Origin of the sequence: Desulfofustis glycolicus DSM 9705, from assembly GCF_900130015.1 — a bacterium.
Lineage (GTDB): Bacteria > Desulfobacterota > Desulfobulbia > Desulfobulbales > Desulfocapsaceae > Desulfofustis > Desulfofustis glycolicus.
This window is the reverse complement of the sequence record NZ_FQXS01000001.1, coordinates 383,558-410,300: the sequence shown is the minus strand read 5'-3', so window position 1 is coordinate 410,300 and position 26,743 is coordinate 383,558. Positions and strand designations below refer to the sequence as shown.

Genomic DNA, 26,743 nt, shown 5'->3' with positions numbered 1-26,743 from the left:
TCTCGTCGTCAGAGAGTGAGGATCGGAGTCTATCCTGCCATATTTTTGGTGGTTGCGCCACGCTGCTGTGCGCCACGAAGTCGTTGACGAAATGATAGTCACGCAATTATCATGCTGCCAGGTGCCGACTCCAAATGGAGCCGGCGCACAGATTGCCGATAACGATCACCGAGGAGCGGGACAATGGAAAAACAGGCACAGATAGGTGTTGCCGGGCTTGCCGTGATGGGGGAGAACCTGGTGCTGAACATGGCCGATAAAGGTTTTTCGGTGGCCGTTTACAACCGGACTTCCGCCAAGGTCGATGCCTTTCTGGCCGGTCGGGGAAGGGGCAAATCGATCAGCGGTCATCAGACGGTCGGCTCCTTTGTCGAGGCCCTGCAGAGGCCTCGCAGGATCATGCTGATGCTCAAGGCAGGGCCGCCTGTCGACAGCTTTATCGAGCAGCTGCTGGAGTATCTCGATGAAGGCGATATCGTTATCGACGGCGGTAACTCTCACTATCTTGACACCATCCGTCGCGATCGGGAGTTGCGCGAGCGCGGACTGCGTTTTATCGGCACCGGCGTATCGGGCGGTGAAGAAGGCGCGCTGCACGGGCCGTCGATCATGCCCGGCGGCGAGCGCTCGGCCTGGCCTCTGGTCGAGCCGATCTTTACCGCCATAGCGGCGCGGGCCGGCGACAACGAACCGTGCTGCGCCTGGATGGGCGGCGACGGCGCCGGACACTTCGTAAAAATGGTGCACAACGGCATCGAGTACGGCGATATGCAGTTGATCGGCGAGTCGTACCAGATCATGCGGCAGCTTCTCGGTCTCGGATGCGACCAGATGCAGGCAATCTTCGCGGACTGGAACAAGGCCGATTTGAGCAGTTACCTGATCGAGATTACCGCCGATATCCTCGGCTATCGGGATGAAGACGGAGTGCCGGTGGTCGATACCATTCTGGATGCCGCCGGTCAGAAGGGGACCGGCAAGTGGACGGTGGTCTCGGCGCTGGAACAGGGCATCACCTTGTCGCTGATCAGCGAGTCGGTTTTTGCCCGCTGCATTTCCGCCCGGGTCGATGACCGTCGCCGGGCTGCCGACATCCTGCGCGGGCCTGAACTGCCGTTTTCCGGTGATCGGCAACAACTCGTCGCAGCACTTGAGCAGGCCCTCTATTGTGCCAAGATCATTTCCTACGCCCAAGGGTTCGCACTGCTGCAAAATGCGTCGCAGGAATACGGCTGGCAGCTCGATTTCGCGTCGATAGCAAGCATCTGGCGGGGCGGCTGCATCATCCGCTCGGTCTTTCTCGATCATATCGCCGACGCCTACCGGCAGGAAGCGGAGCTGGAGAACCTGCTGTTCGCTCCCTATTTCAGCGACCGCATCAACAAGGCCCAGGCCGATCTGCGGACCGTTGTCGGCATTGCCGCGATGCATGGTGTGCCGGTGCCCTGCCTGTCGGCGGCCCTCGCCTATTTCGACAGTTTGCGTTCGGTACGTCTGCCGGCCAACCTGTTGCAGGCTCAGCGCGACTATTTCGGGGCGCATACCTATGAGCGGGTCGACCGGCCGCGCGGCGAATTTTTTCACACGGACTGGACCGGCAGCGGTGGTGCCACGACGTCGACCGCCTATTCCCGTTGAGGTCTATGACCCGGAATCTTAACGAATTAAGGATGCCATCGTTGCAAGCTGGTCGGGCCGTAGCGCACTAGCCGGAGAGAGAGCGAGGTAGCTCAGAACTCAAGGTTTCACGAAAACCTGACGTTTACCGCCTCGTACTGCAGTTGGTCCGCCGCCAGCGCCGTTAGTTTCTGCCGGTGGTCTTGCGGTAGCTGTCGCGAGGCTCGCTGTCGCTGTGAGGTAACGCGGAGCCGGTTCAGGTATATCGGCCACCGATCCGGGCGCCGTTGATATTTTTGATCAACAGCTTGCGTTGCGCCAGCGCGCCGCCGCCCCGATATTTGATCTGGACCTCGTCGCCCCGGTGCAGTGACAGGCGGTGCTCGATCGGGACAAGAAATCCGATGCCGTCACTGGATGTGTCACAGACCTGGATCTTGGTCTCTCTGGCGTTGGCCAGGATCGCTTGCGCCCTGATTGAAGAGGAAGTCCTTGACGTTTGGCGATAATTGATGAGGTAGGCGCATGATTTTCCGCAGGAGCAGCGCACGATTTTTTTCCTGGTCCCGGGAGCGACTTCGATGAACGTCACTTTCTGGCAGCGGGAACAACGGCTTCTGATTCTTCCGCCCACGGCGTTGCATGAGGTGTAAGACTGGGCCATGTCCGTCCTCCTTGCTTGAGGTGATCGGCAACCGCTGGGGGCGCCGGAGGCACATGCACGGGGAAATGACGGGTAATGCGACCGGGCCGACGTTGCCGGCTCGACCTGGTGCAAACAGTAATCACCCAAACTGAAAATGCCCGCCGTCCAGCGCATTTTTTCCAGTGGCCGGCAACTCTTTGAAAAAGGCTGGCATAGCTGAGCTGGCCGGAGTATCACAGAGGGACACAAACCGGCTCCGGCCTCGCCGGCGTGCGGGGTAACGGAGACGACGAAGCGGAGGGATTTATGGTTGCAGGGAAGCAACAGGGCGCCGGTAGTGCGTCGGCCTGCGGGCGGATCGGCGATCGCCCTTATTGGGTCTTGCTGGGATCGGTGGCAATCAGAGCTGTCCATCAGGTTGGCGGCGGTGTTGTCCTCGCTTCGTTTCTGCTCTCCTGGCCGGCCGGGCCGCCGGCTTTCTATTTCTGGCTGGCGGTACTCAGCGGAGTGCTGTTGACCGGGACGGAATCGCTGCGCCATCGGCAATGGTACCGTGAGCTGGCGGGTGTGAGCACGCTGGTGAAACTGCTGCTGCTCGGGGCGGCCTATCATCGGTTGCTGCCGGCCGTACCGGCAGTGTGCGCCGCATTCCTGCTGGCGGCTGTGGCCGCCCACCTGCCGCGGGAGCTGCGGCATCGATTGTTGTATTGAGTGCCGCGGCGTAATACCGCAACGAAACATGAAACGTTGCAGTTCCTCTCCACCCGTGCCGCCGCGGGTGCGCTTTGCCGGCCTATTCGCCTCTGATGCGCCGGGCCAGGGCGCCGGTCAGTTGAAGGACGTGCTCGGCCAGTTGCGGGGACAGCGACCCGGTGCCGCAGGCCGGGGCAATGAGGGTTTGCGCCTGCAGCCGGTCGGCGGCAAAGCCGAGGGCGCTGACCCGGCCTACCTGCTCCCGCCAGCGCGCCAGCAGGTCTTCCTCGGTGGCGGCGGCGACCGCAAGGGGGTCACCGGTCGGTACGATACCCCAGGCGAGGATACCGCCGCGCCTGAGAAAGGCGAGCAGTTCCACCCGGTAGAGGATGAGGTTGTCGAAATAGGAAAAGGCGTCGAAGCTGATGATGTCCGCCTCCGATTGCAGCGCCGGCGCCCAGTCGCCGTTGGCACAGATGTGAATGCCGGCCAAGCCGCCGCTGCCCTTGATGGCCGCGATCACCTCCGCCATCGATGAGCAAACTGCTTCGCGGGAGATGCCGGAAAAGGCTGTCGAACCGTAACTGACCATTCCCGGTTCGTCGATGAACAGCAGCGGTCCCGTTTCCCGGCACCAGGGACGCAGCTGTTCGACCTGCCAGCGGGCTTTCAGGCTGAGCAGTTTGATCAGCATGTCGCGCAGACTGTCGTCGTAAAAGAGCGGTGTGCCGTGCTGATCCTTGACGCCGATGCCGCAGGTGATCGGGCCGGTCACCTGGCCTTTGACGGACAGCGGCAGACGATCGAGGCGGGGCAGGGTCTCGCGCAGGACAAAAAAACCGCATGCCGTTTGTTCGTTGAGCGAAAAGCGCGACTCTTCCGGCAGTTCGGCGGTGTCTGTGCTGCGCAGCACATCTTCGTAGAAGCACGTCGTCTCCTCGGCAAAGGACGGCCGGTCCGTGGCGATCCAGAAATGGCCGTCCTCTTCGGTCAGTCCCGGGTATCCGTCGAGAAATTGGCGGAGCATTCCCTCCTGCGGGTTTTTCGGTAATTGCGGCCAGAGCGGAATATCGGGAGTGGTGGCCAGTATCTGATGCAATGCCTGGTGGTGATCGGTGAGCGGCAGGCTGCCGATCAGAATCGGCAGGCAGGCGGGAGTAAACATCGGCGAACCTCCGGAGGGTGGCCGAGACGGCGGCGCTGGTCCAAAAAAACATGGCGAAGTCGCCTGCATCTCGGAGCGTTGTTATTATAGTATACCGTACTATTGGGGCGCTGTCTTGCAGACAGAGCCCCGTCAGTTCAACCAGCAAGGGAGATTGCATATCAATGGCCGATAACGAGCACCATGAAGAATTGCTCCAGTGCCTGCTGCGTCATCTGGATGGCGGGTTGGTCGTGGATCGTCAGATAGGGGAGTTTGCCGAGTCGGCCTATGGTTTGGATGCTGCCGACCTCAAGGAGGTGTTACGGGATGTGGAGCACGACGCCCATGAACCGCTACTGCATCTGATTTTTTCACCGAGCGAGCAATTGCGTCGGGACGTCGAAGTGTTTTTGTGTGCCGCCGATATCGATAAGGTCGGCGTTGCCGCTCTAGCCGAGCGACTCGATCAGTGTCGGGAATCGGTGCCGATCTCGGTTGCAGACGCGGCGATTACCGTGGATCTGCCCTTCGACCGGGTGCCTGTCCGGCAGCTTCTCAACCGGCTTGCTCTCGATCGGCAGCTTGACGACCGGCTCTGTACGGCTTTGCAGGAAACGCTCGGCGATGACCAGCTGCTGGCGGCCCGCACCCTGTTGCGGCGCAGCAAGGTGCGCCTCTCCACCTCGGCGAGCGAGCTGTTCTGCACGCTGGTGCGCTGGTCAGGGGCTCGGCTGGAGCGGTTCGGTGCGCTCTTTGAACTGCTGGTCACGCTGGCCGGTGGAAAGCCGGCCGGCATCGACCTGGAGCACTATCTCTTCGAAAAGCGGCGGCATACGCTCAAGACGTTGCACGAGGTCGAAGCCTTTGCCCGAAAAAGCGAACAATACGGTCTCGAGCTATTGCTGATGCAGCGCTACCCGGTGCCGCCGGACTCGGAAGAAATGGTGTGCCGGGAGCTGGCGCTGCTCGACGAGTTGATCTTTGACGCGTTACGCCTCGAGCCGCCGCCGGGCGAGCCGCAACGCCAGAGCGAGTATGGCCGGTTCGATGTCGATGCCGACCTGGAACGACTGCTGCGCACTCTCTCCTGACCGGTTGAAGCGCCGGCCGGCCAGAGTCCGTCAATGGGAGGGAATCTTGAAAAATTGCCATTTCGCTCCATCTCATCCTTGCGCAATCAAATTCTAACCTCGGAATATCATCTATGCCTGCGGTAAAATTTTCTTGCGTGCCTTGATTTTGAACGAAATTTCGAGCTTTTCAAGCTCCCCGGGAGTGAAGCGATGACCGACAGCGAACTGTCCCACTATATCCTTGCCGGCTGGCTGATCGATGGGAGCGGCGACAAGGCGCGGCGCCGGCAGTTGCTGATCGTCAGCGACGGCCTGGTTGATGCCATCTCGCCGGCAGACGGAGCGGATTTCCCCGATCCGGCCCGCTTGACCGACCTGTCGCATTGCACCGTTGTCCCACCGTTGCTCGATAGTCACCTGCATCTTTGCATGAGTGGCAGTATCGATCAGACTGTCCGGCAAGCGCAACAGCGTGCCGGCTGCCATCAGCTGTACGGCGTGATCGAAGAACACCTGCGACAACTTTTTGGCCACGGGGTGCTGGTGGTGCGGGACGGGGGCGACCGCCTCGGCTGCCTTGTGGATTATCGCCAGGAGCGGGCGGGCGACGGCGAGGTGCTGATCAAGCGGTCCGGTCAGGCCTATTTCCGCCAGGGACGCTACGGCAGCCTGATCGGCGGCCGACCCATCGAAACGGAGACCTTGGTCGAGCGTTGGGAACAGGATGGGCAGCAGGTAGACCAGGTCAAAGTCGTCAACTCCGGGCTGAACAGTCTCCACGAATTCGGCCGGGAAACAAGGCCTCAGTTCAGCACCGCCGAACTTGCAGCGCTGGTCGCCCGAGCCCACGCTCAGGGCAAAAAGGTCATGGTGCATGCCAATGGTCGGCTGCCGGTTCGGGCGGCGCTCGATGCCGGCTGCGATTCCGTGGAGCACGGCTATTTCATGGGCCGGGAGAACCTGGAACTGATGGCGGAGCGCGGCATCTTCTGGGTGCCGACGATGTACACGATGAAGGCTTATGGAGACCATGCTGACGCCTATCGCGGTATGGCCGACCGGCGGGTGATCGAAAAGACGCTTGACCATCAGCTCGAGCAGGTTGCCTTCGCCCGCCAGTGCGGGGTCCGGGTGGCTCTCGGGACCGATGCCGGCAGCGCCGGGGTGCTCCATGGCGAGGCGGTGGTCGAGGAGATGAAACTACTGATCAAGGCCGGCTACCGACTTGAGGAAGCGATCCGTTGCGCCACCGAAGAAAACGCCGCACTGCTCGGCGTGGAGCGGCAATGGGGGCGCATCGCCCGCGCCAGGCCGGCCAACTTTCTGGTGACTCGCGGCACCCCGGCCCAACTGCCGCGTAAACTATCCTATCTTGAAGCAATCTATCTCGGCGGTCGACCGGCCGCCGCCTATCGCCGGTGAGGGGCGCTCTTGTCGCGATTTCGGCCGCCATGGTCACCGCACAGGAGTGCCCAGCCGGCCTGCTCGGCGCTACCGGGACTTGCCTGATGCCCAGAATTCGGTTAAAACCGCAGCTGGTTGACGGGTCCTCGTCGGCCGGCAGCTACCTGCATAGGCTCTGAGCGGCTGGTCGGCAATGGCTTTGTCGCAATGGGGACGAGAGCTGATTACGCAGTACAGGGAGAGAGAATAACTATGAAAGAGCGCTATCGTCTGGCCGATAGGGTCGACAGGCTCGGAGTGGAGACAGCCTTTCTGGTGGCGGCACATGCGGCGGCACATGCGGCGGCCGGCAATCGGGTATTTCCGTTTCACCTCGGTGATATGAATTTGGCGACGCCGCCCCATATCGGTGAAGCGGCGTGTCGAGCGCTGCGGGCCGGCAAAACCGGCTACACCCCCAGTGTCGGTATTCCCGAACTTCGTGAGGCGCTGGCCGAGGATTTCCGGCGGACGCGCGGCACCTCTTACACCGCCGATCATGTCGCCATCCAGCCCGGCGGTAAGCCGGTCATCGCCAAGTTTCTGTTGGCGCTGATGAATCCCGGCGACGAGGTCCTCTACCCGAATCCGGGTTTTCCGATCTATGAATCGCAGATTCAGTTTCATGGGGGCGTGGCGGTGCCCTATGGTGTCGTGCCGGGGGAGACCAACTTCACGTTCGATATCGATGGCCTGGAAGCATCGATCAACGAGCGGACCAGACTCCTGATCGTCAACGACCTGCACAATCCGACCAGTGCCGAATGCAGCGCCGAAGACCGGCGGCGGATTGCCGAACTTGCCGTCCGTCACGATTTGATCGTGCTGCTCGATGAGGCTTATTTCGACATTCACTACGACGGCCGGTCGACGTCGATTGTCTCCGAGCCTGGCATGGAAGAACGCAGTGTCATTCTCTATACGTTTTCCAAGCGCTTCGCGATGACCGGCTGGCGTCTCGGGGCGGCGCTCGGGCCGAAAGAGATCATCAGCATCATCGGCAAGATGAATGTCAACGACGAATCGTGTGCCAATCATTTCGTCCAGTGGGCGGCTGTCGAGGCGTTGACCGGTGATCAGCAGCCGGTTCAGGAGATCCTCGCCGAGTTGCAACGACGACGCGACTGCTGTGTCGATCTGCTCAATGATATCGAAGGGGTTACCTGCTATCGCCCGGATGCGACCTTTTATCTCTGGCCGGATGTCACCGCTGCCATGGCCAACAAGGGCTTTACCGCCTATCAGGCCTTTTTGTCCACGATTCTCCAGGAAACCGGGGTGTCGATGTGTGCCCGCTCGCACTTCGGTACGCCGCTGCCGGGAGAAGACCGCTTTTTCCTGCGGCTGGCTTATTCAGGTATCGGAGTCGACGATATCGAAGAAGGGTTGCGGCGCCTCAAAGCGTTTCTTGAGGGATAGGACAAAGCTACCGGGAAGACCGTGCCGGCTGACCGCCGGCGATGATTCGGGCAGGTGCTCAGTTCCTCGCATAACACAAAGAGGGAGCGCCTGACCGATTCTTTCAGGTGTTTTCGGTACCGGGCGGTTCGGCCGAAAGTGCGGAAGGCTGCGTCAGTCTAGAAGTTCTGCACGTAATAATCGTATTTTTTCAGGTAGATCTCGGACAGGGTCAGAAAGGCGGTAACGATGATCGGCCCGTAGATGATGCCGAGGATGCCGTAGACACTCAGTCCGCCGATAATGGAGAGAAATACCAGCAGGGTATGCATCTTTACCTGGTCGCCGACAAGTTTCGGTTTGAGCAGGTATTCAACGGGCAGGGACAGGGCGAGATAAAAACAAAACAGGAAAATACCGGCGGTGATCCGGTCGTTGAAGGCGAGAATGATTGAAGCCGGGATCAACACCAGGCCGATGCCGAAGATCGGCAGGAAGGCCAGAATCCCCATGATAAAGCCCCAGAGGATCGGTGAGTTGAGACCGAGAATCGAGAACATTGCACCGCCGAGGACGCCCTGCAGCAGACCGCAAATGCCGTTGCCTTTCAACACCGCGGAGGCGATCTGCTCGAATTTTTTCACCAGAAGCCGGTCCTCTTCGTCGGGCAGCGGCGACATCCGGATCAAAAAATCGATCAGGCGCGGCAGGTCGATCAGTAGGAAGAAGATGGCCAGGATCATCATCACGAAAAGAAACAGGAATTGCATGATATTGGCAGCCCAGGAACTAGCCTGATTGTAGAGCATCAGCCCGGCGACCTTGACGAAGGCCGACAGGGTGTCGGAAATCTGCGAGGCATCGAAGTCGATACCGATTTCACCGAGGTACTTCTGGGATTGACCGATCAGCGGACTCTCCTGGATCAGAATCTGAAGTTTCAGCCAGACTCGGCTGTCCCGGCCCCATTGGTAAACGGTCAGAGCCTCGTTGGATAGAGCGCCGACGAAGAAGACCAGGGGGACGAAGACAATGGCGGTGATCAGCAGACAGGTCAGGATCGAGGCCAGGGTCGCCGGCAGCCACCGCTCGAGGAATAAATAGATCGGCCGGAAAAAACTGGAGAGCAGAAAAGCAAGCACCAGTATCGACCAGAACGGAAAGAGGACCCGGCCGAGGAAAAACAGGGACACCAGCAGCACCAGCAGGAAATAGCGAACCTGCATCGGACTTGGTCCGTTGGTCGGATAGTGGTGCCGGGCGATCTGGTCGGTCATGGTGTTGGCACAGCGTGTCGGCATCTGTACAGCGCGATTGTGTTTGCATTTAGCAATCGTGCTGAGTTATTTTGGTAGCCCGTAAGGTCTGTCGCTACTGGTACAGTATAAACCGGCAGGATTCAATTAAAAAGCAAAATTCCTCGTGCATGGAGACGGTATCATGTGGAAAGATATTGATATTTCGCTGGAGAAGACGGAGACGCCCAAACCCAAACCGGCGGTTGAAGAACTCGGCTTCGGCAGGCATTTCACCGACCACATGTTCCGCATGGACTGGAATCGAGAACAGGGCTGGCAGCAGGCCAGGATCTGCTCGTATCAGCCTTTCGAGATGGATCCGGCGGCAACGGTTCTCCATTATGGCCAGGCCATTTTCGAGGGCCTCAAGGCCTATCGCGGAGACAATGGACAGATATACCTGTTCCGCCCCCTCGATAACCTGGAGCGAATGAACCGGGGTGCGGTTCGCATGAGCATGCCGCGGTTCCCGGTCGATTTGATCCTCCAGGGCCTCAAGGCGCTCGTCTATCTCGACCGCGACTGGATCCCGGAGGCAAACGGTGCGTCGCTCTACCTGCGGCCGACAATGATCGGAGTCGATCCGTTTCTCGGTCTCAAGCCGGCGGACAACTACATCTTTTATCTGATCATGAGCCCGGTCGGCTCGTATTATGCGGGCGGTTTCAGCCCGACTAAGATCTTCGTCTGCCGTGATTATGTCCGGGCGGTCAAGGGCGGCGTGGGCGAAGTCAAGACCGCCGGGAATTATGCCGCCTCGCTGCTCGCTTACGAAATGGCCAATAAGGCCGGATATACGCAGGTTCTCTGGCTCGATGCCTGCGAGCGACGTTATGTCGAAGAGGTTGGTACCAGCAATATTTTCTTTATGCTCGACGACACGTTGGTCACCCCGCCGCTGGGTGGCTCTATCCTCGGCGGTATCACCAGGGACTCGGTGATCAAGCTGGCCCGGAGCTGGGATATCAAGGTGGAAGAGCGGCCGGTAACCATCGACGAAGTGCTTGCCGCCTCGCAGGATGGAACGCTCAAAGAGTCGTTCGCCACCGGGACCGCTGCGGTCATATCGCCGGTCGGTGAACTGTTCTGCGATGACACCGGTTATCCGATCAACCGGGGTGAAGCCGGGCCGTTGGCCGAGCGTTTGTTTGAAGAATTGCAGGCGATCCAGTACGGCCGCAGCGAAGATCCTTTCAAGTGGACGATGCGGGTCGGCTGAGTCTGCTTGCGTGCCGCTGTCGATCCTCTCTCTGAACGAAAATCCGGGAAGATAGTTGACCATACGGGGCGCCGGAAAAAAAATACCGACGCCCCTTGATTTTTGTTTATCCACTCCTATAGTTTGCCCTGTTCTGAGACAGCCCCGGTTCGTGGGCGCATCGAGCGGGACCATGCCTGTTCGGGCGAGACGGTCCCGGTAAATACAAACATTATAGATCGAAGCAGTATAGGAGGAAGCAATGAAAATTCGTCCGTTGAATGACCGCCTTCTTGTTCAGAGACTTGAGGAGGAAGAGAAAACCGCCGGTGGCATCATCATCCCCGACAGTGCAAAAGAAAAACCGGCTCAGGGCAAAGTAGTTGCGGTCGGTCCGGGTAAAGTCAACGATTCCGGAGAGCGCGTAGCTCTGCAGGTCAAAGCAGGAGATGTCGTCCTGTTCTCCAAATATGGCGGCACTGATGTGAAGCTTGACGGCGAGGACTATCTGATCATGCGTGAGGATGACGTCCTGGGAATCGTGGAATAACAGTGTTTCCCTGGAAATCATTGTTTTAACCGTACTTAAATGCTTGAAAAGATAAAGGAGAAGTCCAATGGCAGGAAAAGAGATTAAATTCGGTGTCAAAGGCCGCGAGAAGATACTCGCCGGCGTTAATACCCTGGCAAATGCCGTCAAGGTAACCCTCGGGCCGAAAGGCCGCAATGTGCTGATCGAGAAATCATTCGGTGCTCCGACTATTACCAAGGACGGCGTTACCGTCGCTAAAGAGATCGAGCTGAAAGACAAGTTCGAGAATATGGGCGCCCAGATGGTCAAGGAAGTCGCTTCCAAGACCTCGGATGTTGCCGGTGACGGTACCACCACGGCAACCGTTCTGGCTCAGGCCATCTACACCGAAGGCGCCAAACTGGTAGCCGCCGGCAACAACCCGATGGAAATCAAGCGCGGTATCGATAAATCGGTCGAGGTCGTCGTTAAAAAACTGAAAGAGATCGCCACTCCGACCAAAGAGCAGAAAGAGATTGCTCAGGTCGGAACCATCTCGGCCAACAGCGACGAGACCATTGGCAATATCATCGCCGAGGCCATGGACAAGGTCGGCAAAGAGGGTGTCATCACCGTCGAGGAAGCCAAATCGATGGAGACCACCCTGGAAGTTGTCGAGGGTATGCAGTTTGACCGCGGTTACCTGTCTCCGTATTTTGTTACCGATCCGGAGCGTATGGAAGTCGCCATGGACGACCCATACCTGTTGCTCGTCGAGAAGAAGATATCCAGCATGAAGGACCTGCTGCCGATCCTCGAGTCCGTTGCGAAGATGGGCAAGGGTCTGTTCATCGTCGCCGAGGATGTCGAAGGCGAAGCGCTGGCGACCCTGGTAGTCAACAAACTGCGCGGCACCCTCAACGTTGCCGCCGTCAAGGCTCCGGGTTTCGGTGATCGGCGCAAGGCAATGCTGCAGGATCTCGCTATTCTGACCGGCGGCCAGGTCGTAACCGAGGATCTCGGAATCAAGCTGGAGAACATCACCATCAACGACCTCGGCACTGCCAAGCGGATCGTCGTCGACAAGGACAACACCACCATCATCGACGGTTCCGGCTCGAAAGAGCAGATCGCCGCCCGTGTCAAGCAGATTCGCGCCCAGATCGAGGACACCACCTCCGATTACGATCGCGAGAAACTGCAGGAGCGGTTGGCCAAGCTGATCGGCGGCGTTGCCGTGATCAACGTCGGTGCAGCTACCGAAGTTGAGATGAAAGAGAAGAAAGCTCGCGTCGAAGATGCGCTGAATGCAACCAGGGCAGCCGTCGAAGAAGGCGTGGTACCCGGTGGCGGCGTAGCCTATATCCGTTGCCTGGAAGCTCTGCAGGCGCTGGATCTCAAAGGCGAGGAAGCAATCGGTAAGAAACTGTTGCTGCGCGCCCTGGAAGAGCCGATTCGCCAGATAGCCAACAACGCCGGTCATGAAGGTTCCATCGTTGTTGAGCATGTCAAGAACCTTAAAGGCGCCAACGGCTTCAATGCGGCAACCGAAGAATATGGCGATCTGATCGAGGCCGGTGTCATCGATCCTGCCAAGGTGACCCGTACTGCCTTGCAGAACGCCGCTTCGGTAGCAGGCATGATGCTGACCACCGAGGCAGTCATCGCCGAGGTTCCGGACGAGAAGGACAATAGCGGCGGCGGTATGCCTCCGGGCGGTATGGGCGGTATGGGCGGCATGGGAGGAATGGGCGGCATGATGTAATGACCTCCCGCAGTTCCTCCGGTTTCACCCGGATGTTGTAACCCCAGGGGGATCGCTTGTGCGGTCCCCCTGTTTTGTTTTCTGCCGCCATGGGGTCCGGTTCCGGCCAGAAACAGGCCCTCCGGCCAAGAAATGGTTGACACAAAAAACTCGATGATGTATCAATTGTGACCTTTGCACAATGGCGATGTAGCTCAGCTGGTCAGAGCATGCGGCTCATATCCGCAGAGTCCGGGGTTCAAGTCCCTGCATCGCCACCATCAAGACCATAATCCTCCGGTATCATTACGGAGGGTTATTCAGTATAGAGCGCTGGAGTATCCAGGTGTGTAAACCTGGTACATCAGCGCTTTTTTCTTGCAATGATCGGTATCTATCCCATCTTGTAGAAGAACTTGCCGTGGCAAGCTGGCGCTCCCGGCAGATCGATTGCCGAAGCAGCAGTCCTGCCGACTCGGCCATCTCCTCCTCGGATTCCATGGACGATTTCATAGTCGGTGATGTACACGGTTTTATTGCTTGAGATCAAGGTGGAGGAACGCTCTTCAACCGGGGTGCATTCCGTTGCAGGGCAGTGTGCAAATCGGCTTTCTTGCTATAATTTTTCCAGACCGACGTGTTCGGGCGTCAATCGGTATGCCGGCGAGATAATTGAATTGAAATGAATAAGCAGTTGTGCCGGGAGGCATCGTTCTGCTATGAACATCGGTTCCGACGAGGATACAATCATCGCACGCTACGAGTTTCGCATATTCGACCACGATCTGACAGTCGTTGCCGGCCGGATCCGTCGATAGGAATCATCCCCCACGATCAGGAAGAGTAGCGATACCTATCTGGTCACGAGAACAGACGTCTCGAGCAGCGTGAAAATACGGGATAGCCGGCTGGAAATGAAGTCGCTTCTCGAAACTCTTGGACCGCTCGAACTATGGAAGCCGCGGTTCAAACTCTCCTTTCCTCTCCAGTCAAACGTATTGAATGGTCAGCTTTTTCCCGCACTGTCACTCGATTTACCCGACCTTGGCGCAGAAACGATGATCGACGAATGGAAGTTGATACGGGAGATACTACCATCGTGTTCTGGCATCAGGCTCGTACCGGTGCGGAAACAGCGGTTTCTCTACCTGGTCGGGTCATGCCGAGTGGAATATGGTGAAGTCCGTATCGCTGATCTGGCGATGCAGACCGTGGCGATCGAGCATGAAACGGCCGAAAAGGTTCTTCAGGTCAGGGAATTGCTCGGGCTGGCCACGAAGAAAAACACCAACTATCAGCGCAAACTCAAGCAGATCATGGACCGAGACCCGAGCATCCGGTAGCCAGGCAGCCTGTATCACCGCAGCGGTCACCAGGGAATCGGCTGGTGCTCGCGGAAAAAACCGCCGGTCGGACCATCGTCCGGCAAAGTTGCCAGCCAGACCGGAGTTTCCGCCGCCTGTTCGGGCGTCAGCGGCGCTGCCGGGCCGCCAAGATCTGTTCTGACCCAGCCGGGACAGACCGAATTGACGAGAATGTTTTCGTCCTTCAGTTCTCTGGCCAGCAGCGCGGTAATTCCGTTCAGCATCGTTTTCGACAGCCGGTAGGCCGGGGAATTGATTGCCGAAGAAGACGATTCCGGACTCGCGATGTCGGTCAGTGCTCCAAGCGTGCTGGCGATGTTGACGATACGGCCGTATCCGTTTGTCCGCATGATCGGTAGGCAGCTCTGGCTCAGCAGTAAAGGGCCATAGGAATTTGTTTCCAGGGTGTTCTGGAGCAGAGTCAACGGCAGGTCCAGTATGCCCGCCTCTCCGTCGATCATGATGCCGGCATTGTTGACGAGTACGTCGAGCCTTTGGAACTGGTCCCTGATCCTCTCTGCGGCGGCAACGATCGAGGTCGGATCGCTGACATCGAGGCGGGTGATAGAGACATCGGGCGATACAGCCGTCAATTCCCGCTGAGCCTGCCTGCATTTCTCTTCATCTCGGCAGCCGAGAATCACGGAATAGTCGCGTTTGGCCAACTGCCTCGAAATCTCCAGGCCGATCCCTCGATTGGCACCGGTTACCAATGCTACACGTTTGCTCTGCGGTGACATGTCGTTCCTCCATCTGCTTTTGCTGGTATATCATTCCGGCGTATCGACTGGTTCAGACGTCGGATGTTGGGATTCCATCGGTCGTATTTCCGATCCGAATACCTATGACGGTAAGCTGGACGCTACAACTTATCAACCCGGCTTTTCTGGCTGAAAGCAGGGTCGAGGGAAAAAGTGATGTCTGGAGGGAAGAAACCGCAGCCGACTCTTGTTGGCGCTCTGCGAGAGCACCGCCAATTCGCCCTGAGTCTCAGCGTCCATTACCAGTCGCCATTGCGGTGATTTTTCCACCGATAACACCTGTAAGTGGCTACGGCTATCCGGTCAGCACCGTATTTTCGCACCATAACGGCTGTGAATCCTGGGCAAAATATCCATCGTCCCGACTCCTTCCCGGCATACCCCGTAGCCCGAACAGCGGGTTGCCCAGGCGGTTCAGGCCCGCGCCTTGGTTTCTGGCATTCAAGGGATCGCCGCTGGGGAGCGACGAGCGACAATAGTCCTGTGCAAACGTGGCAAATATCTTGCAAGAGTCTCACTGAGACAGTCTCTGTTCATCCTTCCCGTATACCATGTATCCCGGAAGTCGACTCAGTCGGTACACGGCTGGATGGTGGAACCGCGTGGCTCCAGGAAAGCCGCTCCGAAAAGATGGCTGCTATGACTGTTGTGATGGTGAGTGTCACATCCGCCAGCACATTGAGATCCTTGAAGAGGCTGAGTGAAACTCGTCCACGATTTTATCGTGTGGCAACCACAGTCGCCGAGCCCAGCACGATTCCGGGAAAGCCGGATGTCATCCGGTGAAACAGGACTGTCACGTATCGCGGCACCGGATGCTCCGCGAACAGGCGCTGGAGCGGCTATCCAATGAAATATCGGCACACAAAGCAGGAGGAAAATCATGGGCATCGGGAGTATGAAAGATGACCGTTCTAACGAGTTCGGGGGCCGGGGGGGCGTGCAGACGTCTGGATATAAATTAATAATTCCAGATGGTTTATTTGTCTTCGGGGACGTTGTGCCGCTGCTCTTCATGATTGAGATGATGCGTCGCCTGAAGCCGAACAAGATCATGGGTAACGGATTGCTGAAATGATACAACAACCACGCTCGACAATATACACGCTGATGGCAGTGCTCATTCTTTTCGGCCACTTCGCCCTCGGTTACCTGTTACTTCCCTATGTCATGGAAGTCCAGATGGGATCGCTTGGCCTGTCCCGAATTGGACTGAAGTTTGGCTATGGTGTCGGTATGGTCATCTTTATCGGGATCATGGTGTCCGGCTTTAATGCGCTCTTTTATTATTTGAGAAGGCGGAGGAAAAAGCAGGTATCGCTGCTTCCGGTTTTCTGTTTCTCCAGCGCCGTGAGTCTACTTTTCAACGCGTTGATCAACGTTGTTCTCGGCATGATGGAAGTGGGCTCCGAACAACTCTATTAGTGGCCAGCAGGCAGCAGTCGTTGCCGCTCTCCAGAACCCGGTGCGGCAACGTCGATTCGCCCGTTCACCCTGATGACGGCTAAAACGTATGATGTTGACCGGCAGAACGGGGTTGCGGCGGATCGGTCACGCATCGTCCGATTTGCGACCCGGGTGCGAACGCCACACACTTCAGGTTTGTGGCGGCGATGCAAATCTGAGGTGATCTATCTCGGTGTTTTGTCTTCGGCCCCGGCACGATACTCGCATTTGGCAAAGTCGATTTTCTGCCGGCATTGACTACATCGATGCTCGCGGTCGAACTCGTCGGAAAATATTTCCTTTTCAGCGCCACAATGCGAGCAGGTGCAGATAAACGATTTCAGGTTCCGGAAAGATTCAAAACCGGGACAATGATTGACAGGGGTACTCATACGTTTGTTCTCCTTCTGCTGATGGACTCATGTTTTTCTCTCCGCAGGTCAGCAATCATGACTTCGGGAGCCAACCCGCCGTGCCTCGACTCACCAGATAACCCGGATAGTGGAGGTAATTGCGTTCCGACAGCAATTCCCGGACCTTTTCCACGATCAGCAGCGGTGTTGATATGCCCTCGTAGTCGAGTAGTTCGTCCGGTGTGCCCCTCCGGGGTTTTCTGGTCTCCGCCAACAGATGAACGGGACAGGCGGAATCGGCGAGGGCGCTGGTGACCGCCTCATTGATTCCGCCTTCGGGAAAATGATCCAGCTGCGCGGCACTGGCGCTATCTTTACTCACGGGAGTAGCGCCCGGAACCGGAGCGGGAAGCAGTTCGGCCGTGTTCCAAGGCCCGGAGACTGCCCTCCATCGCTGTCATCTGCAGGGCGGTTGGTGCTGGATTGAAACCGCGGCTGCACAGTCCTGCAGACTATCGCCGTTTTTGGCACGTGACAGTCCGGTCCCATTCGGGAAGACTGAGTCCCCAAAAAAAGTAATTGCAAACGATTAAAATGCTTTGTCGGGCTGGAAAGCGCATCATCACCGTAGAGCGGTTTCGGTGCGGATCAGAACTGCTGTCCTTTGATGTTGCTTTTCAGCTGAGCAATTTCCAGGCCGAGGCCCACACATTGCTCACCGTCCATGCAACGATCCGCATCGGCGATCTCCAGGTGATGGTCAAGTTCATGCTCACCCTTTTTCAGGTGCACGATCCAGACGTTTTTATCGTCACTGTAGTCGACTTCGATACCGATACCACATTCGCCGATGTCGGGATAGATTTCGGCTATCTTCTTGCACAATTCATGTTTGTCGTACATATCTACCTCTCTGCTGAAAAAGGCAGCCACGTTCTGCCGCTGCCTCGATACTATCGAGTAACACCGGTAAGCCGGCTGTCACAAATCAAAAGCGCTCGATCTTTCCATCAGCGATGCCGTCGCCTGTGGTTTCTCCCGGGCCCGGACGGTCTCTCGGTTTGCACTACGCTGTTGCTCGCGCCGCCCGGGTCTCCATGCGGGAAGGTCGGCGCTCGTTGAAAATGATGCAGGAGTTGTGCCAGAACCCCTCTGGCGCTGTCGGGTATGATCAGACCCGCGGCAACGTTCGTGGACAGCGAACAAATAAGTGTGACAGACAATCTACACCGGGATGGTAACTCCGGGAAAAGTGGGGGGTGACCTGGTCGAGTACGATGCGGTCTCCCGATAGTCCTGCGCTCTGACACGGTTCCGATTTTTCGGTTTGCGGCCGATGCTCCATCAGCGGAGTGCCTCGAATCCGGAGACGATATCCAGCAGTTCAGAGGTGATGCTCATCTGGCGCAACTGGTTGTAGTCTGCACTCAATTCCTCCAGTCTTTCCTTGATGTTGCGTTCCGCTCCCTGCATTGCGGCGAGACGACTGGCGTTTTCACTGGCCAACGATGATGCGAAGGCGCGGAACAGAGAGACGAAGAGATATTGGCGGACCAGCGAGGTGAACAGGGTCGGCCAGTGAGCCGAAAATTGCGGAAGGTTGCGGGTGGGCCATTGAACCTGCCGGTAGCGGAGAAACCATTGTCGATCGAACGGTAGCAGCCGCATTTTGGTTGCTTCAAAGCGGCTACCGCTCGTCGGTACGCAAAACAGCAGGAAGACGCGTTCGAGCTGGTGATCAGCTTGCCATTCATCGATTACCTCGAGAATTTCCCGGACCTTCCCGCCGATGGCAGTGACCGAGGTGGGTACCGGAAGATAGCCGGCGACCTGGCCGCCGGCGTCCTCGAGCCGGACGGCCACGCGTTCGCCAACTGCGAGCAAGCGGGCCTCTGTTTGCTTGTCCGGGGAATGATCCAGCGTTTCCATGGCCAGGGAAGCTACCTGTTCGTTGAGCTGGCCGCACATTCCCTGGTCTGAACCGAACACGACAAGTCCCTGCCCGTGTCGCCTGGCCCGGCCTTGGTGCTCCCGTGGCAGTACTGTTGTCGAGGACAGGGCGGCAGTCAGTCCCAGCTCGATCGTGCGATAATAATCCTGCAGCGATTCAACCGCCCGCTCGAATTGGCGGATGTTCACCGCCGCCAGCGACTTCATGGTCTTGACCACCGACTGCAGGTCCTCGGTGCTGTCAATGGTCTTCTTCAGGTCCTGAATGGTCTGCATTGCTTTCCTTGCCTTCCTGGTCCGGAGGTTCCGGGATCTGCTCCCTGGCCATGCCGGCGAGGGATTCCATGTCCTCTTCGGAGAGTTTTTCTCCCTGGTCGATTTTGTTTCGCAGCGTCTCGAATTGGCGGTCAAAGGCCTGGCGGATGCGTTGTTCTGTTTCCGCTACTTGTTCGGGCGCGATTGAATCGAAAACCCCTTGGCTGGCTGCGGCAAGAACAGCTATCTGATGGCTGACCGGCAGCGGACTATATTGCGGTTGGTTCAGCACCGCCCGCACCCGGCGTCCGCGGCGCAGCGTCTGCCTGGTCTCCTCGTCGAGGCGGGTACCGAAGCGGGAGAAGGCCTCCAGTTCCTCGAACTGGCTGTAGGCCAGCTTGAGATCGCCGGCGACCGCCCGATAGGCGGCGAGTTGTGTCTTGCCGCCGACCCGTGAGACCGATTTGCCGACATCAACCGCCGGCAGGACCCCTTTCTGAAAGAGATCGGGCGACAGGTATATCTGACCGTCGGTGATCGAGATCAGGTTGGTCGGGATATAGGCAGAAATATTCTGGGCCTCGGTTTCGACGATCGGCAGCGCGGTGAGTGAGCCGCCACCCAGAGAATCGCGAAGGTGGGTGGAACGTTCGAGGAGGCGGGCGTGAATGTAGAAGATGTCACCGGGAAAGGCCTCGCGACCGGGGGGCCTGCGCAGCAGCAGGGAAAGCTCCCGATAGGCCCGGGCATGGCGGGTGAGGTCATCGAAGACCAGCAACACGTCATGGCCTGAGGCCATGTAGAATTCGCCAAGGGTCATGGCTGCGTAAGGCGCGATGAATTGCAGTCCTGGCGGGTCATCCTCGGTTGCCACTACGATTGTGCAGTAATCGAGTGCCTGGTACTGTTTGAGATCGGCAATTACCCGTGCGACGGCCGAAGCGCGTTTGCCGATGGCGCAGTAAATGCACCGCACATCCTGGTCCCGCTGGTTGATCATGGTGTCCACGGCCAGTGCGGTTTTCCCGGTCTGTCGGTCGCCCAGGATCAACTCCCGCTGGCCCCTGCCGATGGGGATCAGCGCGTCGATTACCTTGAGTCCGGTGGCCAGGGGAACGGTGACCGGGTCCCGGTCCATGATTCCCGGGGCCGGCCGTTCCACGGGCCAGCGCTCTTCGGCACCGATCGATCCCCTCCGATCAAGCGGCGCCCCTCTGGCGTCTACCAGGCGTCCGAGCAGCTTTTCACCAACCGGGAAATCCATCACCCGCCCGGTACCGGTGACCTCGGCTCCGCCGCGGACCGTGCCGGCGTGATCAAGGAGCACGGCGCCCGTGAACTCCTGGTCGATATTGAAGGCGAGCGCCCGACCACCGCCGGTGATGTTGAGCAGTTCATCGATGACAATGTTGCGCAGGTTGCGGATCATGGCGATCCCGGAGCCGCAGGAATGGACGGTGCCCACTTCGCGAAGCTGAAGCGAGGAGGGGATCGCCTCCCTGGCGCCGGCAAGCGCTGATGCCGTTTTGCGGAGGTGTTGGTGCAGAGAATCAGGCATCGACTCGTTCCTCGGTGTTTTCATCGGGCTGGTCAGTGTCCTCCGGTTGTGTTTCTGCGAGCAGGGAGACGAGCCGCTCTTCCAGAGAGGCGAGATAGTGGGCCAAGGTCAGGGAGATCTTGACGCCGCCGGTTTCGAGTTCGATGCCAAGGATGACTTCCGGAGTGTTTTCATACTGGAAATCGTCCCGCTGGCCGAAGGCCTGTTCGTACTCCCGCTCCAAATCCCGGCGCTCCTGTTCCCCGAGAGGAAAGGCGCTGCGAACGGTCACGCGATGCTGGTTTTCGTCGAGCGTTGCGAGAAAACGTTCAATTTCCTGATCCTTGAGATCGGCTAGTCGGGTAATGAAGCGGTCGACCAGGCGACGTTCGAGTTGCTCCTCGCCAAGATCGGAGAAGAACCTGCGGCCGATCGCCACCATTTCCCGGCCGACAAGTTTTCGGAGATCGTGAAAGAAACTCTGCTTCTCCCGTGCCAGGTCATCGTGCCAGCGTTTGCGAAGCGCCTGGATCTCGGCGCGCACATCCTCCAGTTCCTGTTCCCGGCGTTTCTTGGCCTCTTTTCTTGCCTCGGCATTTAGCCGCTCCCTGTTCTTCTCCAGTTCCCGGCGCTCGCTTGCCAGTGCATCACCTTCGGTTTTCGCTTTTTCCCTGTTTTCTGCGGCCTGCCTGAGTTCCTCGTCGATGCTCTCCTGCCGTTTTTCCATAACGGAGATGATCCGGTCGTACATAAAGATCTTGAGCAGGACCATCAGAATGAGGAAGTTCGCTATCTGAGCGAACACGGTAAACCAATCTACCAACACCGGTCTATCCCCCTGCCTTGGTGATGAAGTAATCCCAGAAGGGATTGGCGAAGATCAGGATCATCGAAACGACGAAGCAATAAATGGCGGTGGACTCAATCATCGCCAGTCCGACGAAGAGGGTTCTCGTAATGGTGCCGCTTTCGTCAGGTTGCTGGGCGATGGAGGCGAGCGCCTGAACCACCGCCCGGCCTTCGCCGAGGGCCGGGCCGATGGCGCCAATGGCGATGGTGATACCGGCGGTGAACACCGAAACCATGCCGATGAGTGCAAGGCTATCCATGGGAAGCTCCTTGTTTGAATTGTTCCTCTTTTTCCCGGCGTGCGCGGGTGGCTGAACTGATATAGACCGCGGCCAGGATGGCGAATATATAGGCCTGGATAAGGCCGGTCAGCAGTCCGAGTGCGTGCATGAGCACCGGCACGAACAGCGGTGCGATGGAGAGCAGGATAAGAACGATCTTGGTACCGCTCATGATGTTGCCGAATAGACGTACCGCCAGCGCGAGGGTTCGGGATAACTCCCCAAGGATGTTGAAGGGCAGCATGAAAGGGGTCGGACTCAGATAGAGCCCGATGTATGCGCGCAGTCCCTGTTCCCTGATGCCAAAAAGAGGCACCGCGATGAAGACCGCAAGGGCCAGTCCGGCAGTGGTGGAGAGTGAGGCGGTGGGGGCGATGAATCCAGGTACCACCGCCAGTGTGTTGGAGACGACGATGAACAGAAAGAGGGTACCGATGAAAGGCAGGTAGGGAGCGGCATCCTGGTGGACGATTTCCTCGATCTGCCGTGACATTTGATTGACGATGATTTCGAGAAAATTTTGCCAGTGGTTCATCCGGAGGCCGGCGGAGAGCCGTCGGGTGATCAGAATCGAGGCCAGGACCAGCAGCACCATCACCAGCCAGGTGAAGACAATGGTGGCATTGAGGTTCAGCCACTCCCACTGCCAATAGAGGACCTGATCGGGACTGATATCTTTGATGTCCATACTGCCGCCTTTATGTTACCCGGCCAGGAGCCGGGATGCCGGGGACATGACCGGACAACGCCGGTTTGCCGCCGGGCCATCGGGAACTGCAAATATATCGAAAAACCGCAGGTGCGACCATTCGCGCTCAGCGCTGCACCTTAAGGCTGATGCGCCGTTCAGTGCCGATTTTTTTCTTCGCGATCTCGCGCACCATGACAAATGCGGCCAAAAGGCCGAGCAGTGCGGCGACCGGGTTGGGAGCGATGGCGAAGACAAAAGCAGTACAACCTGTAAAAAGCAGGAATCGTGCCAGGAAACTGAAGAGGAGCCACCAGCCGGCTCGACGGGTGGCAGAGAGCCGCTGCACGGTCCACCACAGTCCGCCAAAGTAGGCGGTGGACGCCAGGAAACCAGCAGCGGCGCCAATAAGGGTGGAATACATCACTATCATTGCGTTCCCCTGCCTGCTTCGTTTTGGTTTCGCGGCGTCTCCACGCCGGCCACTGGCCCGAGGCCTGGATGATCGGGCCTGCTCTCAATCATGTCGGCCTTCCCGCTGGACCCAGAACCAGGCGTTCAGGCATCCGAGCACCACTCCCGCTACGAGGCACATCAAAGTCCAGGAAAAGCGGTCTTCGAGTTTTCCATCCAGCCAGACCCCGAGAGCGATGCCGAGTAGGGTCGGGACAGCTACCGACCAGCCGACCAGGCCGAACATCCCGAGCCCGAACCAGACGTCTCCACCGGAGTTGCGGCGAGCGCGGAGTTTCCGTTCCTGTTTGCTGTCGATCAAGTGTAGCAGCGAACGGTGTTTTTCCCGGCTTTTTTCTTCTGTGCGTTTTTCAGCCATATTTCTGTATGTCCAGGAATCGTCTGATGAAGCCAGCCTCCAGTTTGGCGACCGTATTGCGGCTGCGCCGTTCCTGGTTGTCGAGACGTTTGAATCGTTCGTCCACTACCTGCCGCAGGCGATGCAGTTCCGGACCCATTACGGCATCGAGGCAGGAGACCAGGACCTCGTCGTCAACCTTGATCAATATTCCCTCATCAACTGCCAAAAAAACTTCGCTTTCTTGTCCTTTCGGGACGAAGGCGAGAATGCCGGCGGCGAGCGGCGCAACCCAGTCGAGGTGACGCGGCAGCAAGCAGAAACTGCCGTTGGTCGCTTCCGCCACCACCTTGGAGACCGGTTCGTCGATCAAGATTTCGTTTGGAATCAGGACCTTAAGCTTCATTGCCTGGCGCCTCGTCGATGGACCCGATCATATAGAGATTTTTTTCCGGCTGATCGGCGAATTCGTCGGCGAGAATCCGTCGGCAGCCATCCAAGGCTTCCTGCAAACCGACAGTGCGTCCGGAATGGCTGGTAAATTGTTCGGTCACGAAGAATGGTTGGGTCAGAAAGCGTTCGATCCGTCGCGCCCGCAGGACGGTTTGGCGGTCGTTCCGGGAGAGTTCTTCCATGCCGAGCATGGCGATTATGTCCTTCAATTCCTCATATTCGGTCAATGTTCTGCGAATCTCTTGGGCAACCCGGTAGTGGTGCTCGCCGACGATATGAGGAACCAGCATCTTGGAACTGGATTGGAGCGGGTCAATGGCAGGATACAATCCTTCACTCGCTTTTTTCCGGGACAGCACGATGGAGGAGGAGAGGTGCCCGAAGGTGTGCACCGCGGCGGGATCGGTGAAGTCGTCAGCCGGCACGTACACCGCCTGGACCGAAGTGATGCTACCGGCGTGGGTGTTGCAGATTCGTCCCTCGAGCTCGGCGAGTTCAGTCGCCAGAGTCGGCTGATAGCCGAGCCGAGAAGGGAGTTGACCGAGCAGCCCCGATACCTCCATGCCCGCCTGAATGAACCGGAAGATGTTGTCGATAAGCAGAAAGACATCCTGCTTCTGGATGTCCCGGAAATATTCCGCCATCGTCAGCGCCGTATGTCCCACCCTAAAACGTGCGCCGGGTGGTTCATTCATTTGGCCAAAGACCATGACGGTTTTGTCGATGACACCGGCCTCGATCATTTCCCGGTAGAGTTCTTCGCCTTCCCTGCAGCGTTCTCCGATACCGCAGAAGAGGCTCACTCCCTGGTGCTCACTCACCATATTGTGGATCATTTCCATGATCAGAACGGTCTTGCCGACACCCGCGCCACCGAATAGACCGGCCTTGCCCCCTCGCTCCAACGGTGCCAGCAGGTCGATGGCCTTGATGCCGGTGGGAAATATCTCGGAGGTGGTTGATTGCTGTTCAATGGGGGGCGGCAGGCGATGTATCGGCTGCCGGTGGAGATCCGGCAGCGGCTCGCCCTCGTCTATCACATCTCCGAAAACGTTGAATACGCGACCAAGCACCTTGCGGCTGACCGGAGCCTGAAGGCCCGTTCCGTTGTCGATCACGGGACTGCCGAGCCCGAGCCCCTGGACGGGGGTCAGGGCGATGCCACGCACGGTGTGCTTGTCGAGATGCATGAGCGTCTCGATAACGATCTTGCCTTCTTTGCCGGCACGCAGGGCGTTGTGAATATCCGGTACGGCATGCGGGAAGCTGACATCGATAACGCTGCCTCGTACCGCGGTGACATGTCCCTGTTTTACCGTACTGGAGGATAGTTTTGTTTGATGCATTGCGGTTGAATCCTGACTGGGGACCAGTTACGGCAGACACGTGCCAGCCATCCCGGCACCTTTATATGTTGAAACTATTCAAAAAACATGCCAGCCACTGGAGACGGTCTTCTGCTGCTGACTGAGAAACGGACGGCCGGTAACCGGGGTGGATTCCGACGATTTTCGTCCAGTTTTACAGGACAGCGTCCCGTTTCTCGGGAATACCGGTATCGCGGCTTCTGACGATCACAGACAGGGGCTATCGGAACAATGTGCTCTCGGCGGTGGAGGGAGCAGGGGGACAGTACTCTGGCATGGTATTTGAGATATCTGGAGATGAAACGGTAACCGTCATACAGGGATTTACCGCAAAGACTCGTTCTTCTGTCTTGTTGCCGGGAGCAATGGAGACTATTCAGAGCAGGCTCTATATCGGGGAGTGCCTGTAGAAGTATCGAAATACCGCCAACCAGGAGGACGTTATCTCAACAACGCTGCTTTACGGAAGGATGGTTCACATTACTATCGGTTGTTTGTTCCTGGGAGCAAGACCTGCATCGTGGGGGACGAAACATAAAGCGAAAAACAATGGAGAGGTTTACCCATGATCGTACCGGATGCCTTTTTTCCCCTGATCGTAGCCCTGTTCATCAGCTTGATTGCAGGCTGGTTCATCCGGAGAGGCCGATCGCGGCGCAGTTTTTTCTGGTATTTCCTGATTATCTTTCTCGTGACGGTGGCGGCCGGCGGTTGGTTGGCCGACCCCCCCTGGAAGACTGGCGCTGATCGCCGTTCGGTATCTTCCGAGCCAGGTCTGACAAAGGGCGACAGGCAGCCTCCCCTCCTGGCAGAGGAGTTATTATGGAACGGCTGTCCCGCAAAAAACATATCCCGGGGCTGGCCGGCAATTCTACCGTTCGGTGGCAATGAGCCGGGCACTTCCGTGTAATCGCTTCACGTCAGTCAACGGTAACGGTCACGGTATCATGAAGTCTACCGGCCGATGAATGCAGGTCATTCGTCTGGTCTTCGCTGAACGCTATCTCGGTAGTGGCGGCACCGTCTCATGGACGTTTGTGCGCCGGGCATGACATTGCTTTTCTCTCCGCACATAGCCTGTCCGCGAATCTCTTAGTCTGCCGGTTGCAGGCCGGCGTCCAGCTTTACAGCAGCTACCGGAACGTATCTGTTGAACTCGGAGAGGTCGGTCTGGAGATAGTCCGCGGCGGCGGCGATGTCGTCAACGCCGAATGATGCCATGTCCGCAACGGAGAGAATAAAAAAATCTTCAGCACCGTATTCGACCCCAATCGAGCAGATGTCTGGATTCACGCCAATGACTTCAAAAAAGGCGTCCTGCTTCCTGATACCGTCCTGGTGGTATATCAGCATTGACTCGACAAGGTGTCCAACGGCCTCAGCGGAGGACTCTTCCGCTACCTCCCGTATTTTTTCCGCCAACACTTCAGGAGTGACATCTAGCTGCCTCAAGTCCCCATGCCAGGCCACGACCGAACCTGGAGGGATGGTCTTGTGGTTGGCTGCAGTAAACAGGTAATTGGCACATGAAGAAAAGCACATCCGGTCGATCTCGATGTCGATGGAATTTTCGAACATCCAGAGACCGATATCCATTGCAGCCATCACTTCTCCGCCTGACGAGGAGACGACCAGTTTTCTGATTGATTTTCCCTTGATTTGTTCAAAGAGATCATCAGCCGTGTGTTGTTCAATTTTTCCTGTGAAATACAAGGTAGTTCCCTCTATCCGGATTGTTTCGGAATGTGCGGCTGCGGCCGAATTGAGCGATACTGCCAGGAGCAGAAACAAAGAGATCGTACAATGGCAGATGGCCTGGAACATTTCCGATTTCCCCCGCAATGTGTGATCAGAATAAAG

General features: G+C 57.8%; 27 protein-coding genes and 1 tRNA gene. 12 read left to right on the top strand and 16 right to left on the bottom strand.

The window, feature by feature from the left end; translation table 11 throughout:
- Positions 1–183 precede the first annotated feature (183 nt).
- Positions 184–1,638 (top strand): decarboxylating NADP(+)-dependent phosphogluconate dehydrogenase, encoded by a 1,455-nt coding sequence (gene gnd / locus BUC26_RS01970; RefSeq protein ID WP_073373137.1) that lies wholly within the window; start codon positions 184–186, stop codon positions 1,636–1,638.
- 235 nt (positions 1,639–1,873) lie between these two features.
- Here gnd and BUC26_RS01965 read toward each other — a convergent pair whose 3' ends face one another.
- Positions 1,874–2,281, bottom strand: a complete 408-nt coding sequence (locus tag BUC26_RS01965) for a hypothetical protein (RefSeq protein WP_073373136.1) — start codon at positions 2,279–2,281, stop codon at positions 1,874–1,876.
- A gap of 288 nt (positions 2,282–2,569) precedes the next feature.
- On the opposite strand from BUC26_RS01965, the gene BUC26_RS01960 reads away from it, so the two are divergent.
- Entirely contained in the window at positions 2,570–2,974 is a 405-nt protein-coding gene (locus BUC26_RS01960) for a hypothetical protein (RefSeq protein ID WP_073373135.1), read from the top strand.
- Positions 2,975–3,056: 82 nt separating this feature from the next.
- Here the strand turns inward: BUC26_RS01960 and BUC26_RS01955 are convergent, their stop codons facing one another.
- Positions 3,057–4,121 (bottom strand): uroporphyrinogen decarboxylase/cobalamine-independent methonine synthase family protein, encoded by a 1,065-nt coding sequence (locus BUC26_RS01955; RefSeq protein ID WP_073373134.1) that lies wholly within the window; start codon positions 4,119–4,121, stop codon positions 3,057–3,059.
- 164 nt (positions 4,122–4,285) lie between these two features.
- On the opposite strand from BUC26_RS01955, the gene BUC26_RS01950 reads away from it, so the two are divergent.
- The 3 genes from BUC26_RS01950 to BUC26_RS01940 all read left to right on the top strand — a co-directional run bounded on the left by BUC26_RS01950 (position 4,286) and on the right by BUC26_RS01940 (position 8,038).
- Complete coding sequence (locus tag BUC26_RS01950) at positions 4,286–5,194, top strand: hypothetical protein (RefSeq protein WP_073373133.1); 909 nt, start codon at positions 4,286–4,288, stop codon at positions 5,192–5,194.
- 192 nt (positions 5,195–5,386) lie between these two features.
- The gene (locus tag BUC26_RS01945; protein WP_073373132.1) at positions 5,387–6,598 is read left to right on the top strand and encodes an amidohydrolase family protein; all 1,212 of its coding nucleotides are present in this window, start codon (positions 5,387–5,389) and stop codon (positions 6,596–6,598) included.
- Between the two features lie 234 nt (positions 6,599–6,832).
- Positions 6,833–8,038, top strand: coding sequence for a pyridoxal phosphate-dependent aminotransferase (locus BUC26_RS01940; protein WP_073373131.1), 1,206 nt, complete (start codon positions 6,833–6,835; stop codon positions 8,036–8,038).
- Positions 8,039–8,196: 158 nt separating this feature from the next.
- Here the strand turns inward: BUC26_RS01940 and BUC26_RS01935 are convergent, their stop codons facing one another.
- The gene (locus BUC26_RS01935; protein WP_244155756.1) at positions 8,197–9,318 is read right to left on the bottom strand and encodes an AI-2E family transporter; all 1,122 of its coding nucleotides are present in this window, start codon (positions 9,316–9,318) and stop codon (positions 8,197–8,199) included.
- Positions 9,319–9,457: 139 nt separating this feature from the next.
- Between BUC26_RS01935 and BUC26_RS01930 the strand changes: the two genes are divergently transcribed.
- The 5 genes from BUC26_RS01930 to BUC26_RS01910 all read left to right on the top strand — a co-directional run bounded on the left by BUC26_RS01930 (position 9,458) and on the right by BUC26_RS01910 (position 14,111).
- On the top strand, positions 9,458–10,534 hold the full coding sequence (locus tag BUC26_RS01930) for a branched-chain amino acid aminotransferase (RefSeq protein ID WP_073373130.1): 1,077 nt from the start codon (positions 9,458–9,460) through the stop codon (positions 10,532–10,534).
- Positions 10,535–10,775: 241 nt separating this feature from the next.
- On the top strand, positions 10,776–11,063 hold the full coding sequence (gene groES, locus BUC26_RS01925) for a co-chaperone GroES (RefSeq protein ID WP_073373129.1): 288 nt from the start codon (positions 10,776–10,778) through the stop codon (positions 11,061–11,063).
- 67 nt (positions 11,064–11,130) lie between these two features.
- Positions 11,131–12,789 (top strand): chaperonin GroEL, encoded by a 1,659-nt coding sequence (gene groL, locus BUC26_RS01920; protein WP_073373128.1) that lies wholly within the window; start codon positions 11,131–11,133, stop codon positions 12,787–12,789.
- A 183-nt stretch (positions 12,790–12,972) separates the two neighbouring features.
- Positions 12,973–13,049 (top strand) — tRNA-Met (locus BUC26_RS01915).
- Between the two features lie 633 nt (positions 13,050–13,682).
- Positions 13,683–14,111, top strand: a complete 429-nt coding sequence (locus BUC26_RS01910) for a hypothetical protein (RefSeq protein WP_073373127.1) — start codon at positions 13,683–13,685, stop codon at positions 14,109–14,111.
- A gap of 26 nt (positions 14,112–14,137) precedes the next feature.
- Here the strand turns inward: BUC26_RS01910 and BUC26_RS01905 are convergent, their stop codons facing one another.
- Positions 14,138–14,872 (bottom strand): SDR family oxidoreductase, encoded by a 735-nt coding sequence (locus tag BUC26_RS01905; RefSeq protein WP_073373126.1) that lies wholly within the window; start codon positions 14,870–14,872, stop codon positions 14,138–14,140.
- Between the two features lie 904 nt (positions 14,873–15,776).
- Between BUC26_RS01905 and BUC26_RS01900 the strand changes: the two genes are divergently transcribed.
- Positions 15,777–15,971: a hypothetical protein gene (locus BUC26_RS01900; RefSeq protein WP_073373125.1), complete on the top strand. Its 195-nt coding sequence runs from the start codon at positions 15,777–15,779 to the stop codon at positions 15,969–15,971.
- Complete coding sequence (locus BUC26_RS01895) at positions 15,968–16,318, top strand: hypothetical protein (protein WP_073373124.1); 351 nt, start codon at positions 15,968–15,970, stop codon at positions 16,316–16,318. The genes BUC26_RS01900 and BUC26_RS01895 overlap by 4 nt, the downstream gene beginning before the upstream one ends.
- A 468-nt stretch (positions 16,319–16,786) precedes the next feature.
- Here BUC26_RS01895 and BUC26_RS01885 read toward each other — a convergent pair whose 3' ends face one another.
- The 12 genes from BUC26_RS01885 to BUC26_RS01825 form a co-directional block, all read right to left on the bottom strand.
- Entirely contained in the window at positions 16,787–17,074 is a 288-nt protein-coding gene (locus BUC26_RS01885) for a hypothetical protein (RefSeq protein WP_073373122.1), read from the bottom strand.
- 266 nt (positions 17,075–17,340) lie between these two features.
- Entirely contained in the window at positions 17,341–17,595 is a 255-nt protein-coding gene (locus BUC26_RS01880) for a hypothetical protein (RefSeq protein WP_073373121.1), read from the bottom strand.
- A gap of 441 nt (positions 17,596–18,036) precedes the next feature.
- Complete coding sequence (locus tag BUC26_RS01875; RefSeq protein ID WP_073373120.1) at positions 18,037–18,918, bottom strand: F0F1 ATP synthase subunit gamma; 882 nt, start codon at positions 18,916–18,918, stop codon at positions 18,037–18,039.
- Positions 18,884–20,455 (bottom strand): alternate F1F0 ATPase, F1 subunit alpha, encoded by a 1,572-nt coding sequence (locus BUC26_RS01870; RefSeq protein ID WP_073373119.1) that lies wholly within the window; start codon positions 20,453–20,455, stop codon positions 18,884–18,886. The genes BUC26_RS01875 and BUC26_RS01870 overlap by 35 nt, the downstream gene beginning before the upstream one ends.
- The gene (locus BUC26_RS01865) at positions 20,448–21,260 is read right to left on the bottom strand and encodes a F0F1 ATP synthase subunit delta (protein WP_073373118.1); all 813 of its coding nucleotides are present in this window, start codon (positions 21,258–21,260) and stop codon (positions 20,448–20,450) included. Before BUC26_RS01865 ends, BUC26_RS01870 begins: the two co-directional genes overlap by 8 nt.
- 4 nt (positions 21,261–21,264) lie before the next feature.
- On the bottom strand, positions 21,265–21,543 hold the full coding sequence (locus BUC26_RS01860) for a F0F1 ATP synthase subunit C (protein ID WP_073373117.1): 279 nt from the start codon (positions 21,541–21,543) through the stop codon (positions 21,265–21,267).
- Positions 21,536–22,252, bottom strand: a complete 717-nt coding sequence (locus BUC26_RS01855) for a F0F1 ATP synthase subunit A (protein ID WP_073373116.1) — start codon at positions 22,250–22,252, stop codon at positions 21,536–21,538. Before BUC26_RS01855 ends, BUC26_RS01860 begins: the two co-directional genes overlap by 8 nt.
- A gap of 127 nt (positions 22,253–22,379) precedes the next feature.
- Positions 22,380–22,685: an ATP synthase subunit I gene (locus BUC26_RS01850; protein WP_084540374.1), complete on the bottom strand. Its 306-nt coding sequence runs from the start codon at positions 22,683–22,685 to the stop codon at positions 22,380–22,382.
- 84 nt (positions 22,686–22,769) lie between these two features.
- The gene (locus BUC26_RS01845; RefSeq protein ID WP_073373114.1) at positions 22,770–23,084 is read right to left on the bottom strand and encodes an AtpZ/AtpI family protein; all 315 of its coding nucleotides are present in this window, start codon (positions 23,082–23,084) and stop codon (positions 22,770–22,772) included.
- The gene (locus tag BUC26_RS01840) at positions 23,077–23,469 is read right to left on the bottom strand and encodes a F0F1 ATP synthase subunit epsilon (protein WP_073373113.1); all 393 of its coding nucleotides are present in this window, start codon (positions 23,467–23,469) and stop codon (positions 23,077–23,079) included. The genes BUC26_RS01845 and BUC26_RS01840 overlap by 8 nt, the downstream gene beginning before the upstream one ends.
- Complete coding sequence (gene atpD / locus BUC26_RS01835) at positions 23,459–24,862, bottom strand: F0F1 ATP synthase subunit beta (protein WP_073373112.1); 1,404 nt, start codon at positions 24,860–24,862, stop codon at positions 23,459–23,461. The genes BUC26_RS01840 and atpD overlap by 11 nt, the downstream gene beginning before the upstream one ends.
- Before the next feature lie 1,113 nt (positions 24,863–25,975).
- Positions 25,976–26,707, bottom strand: coding sequence for a hypothetical protein (locus BUC26_RS01825; RefSeq protein WP_073373110.1), 732 nt, complete (start codon positions 26,705–26,707; stop codon positions 25,976–25,978).
- Positions 26,708–26,743 lie beyond the last annotated feature (36 nt).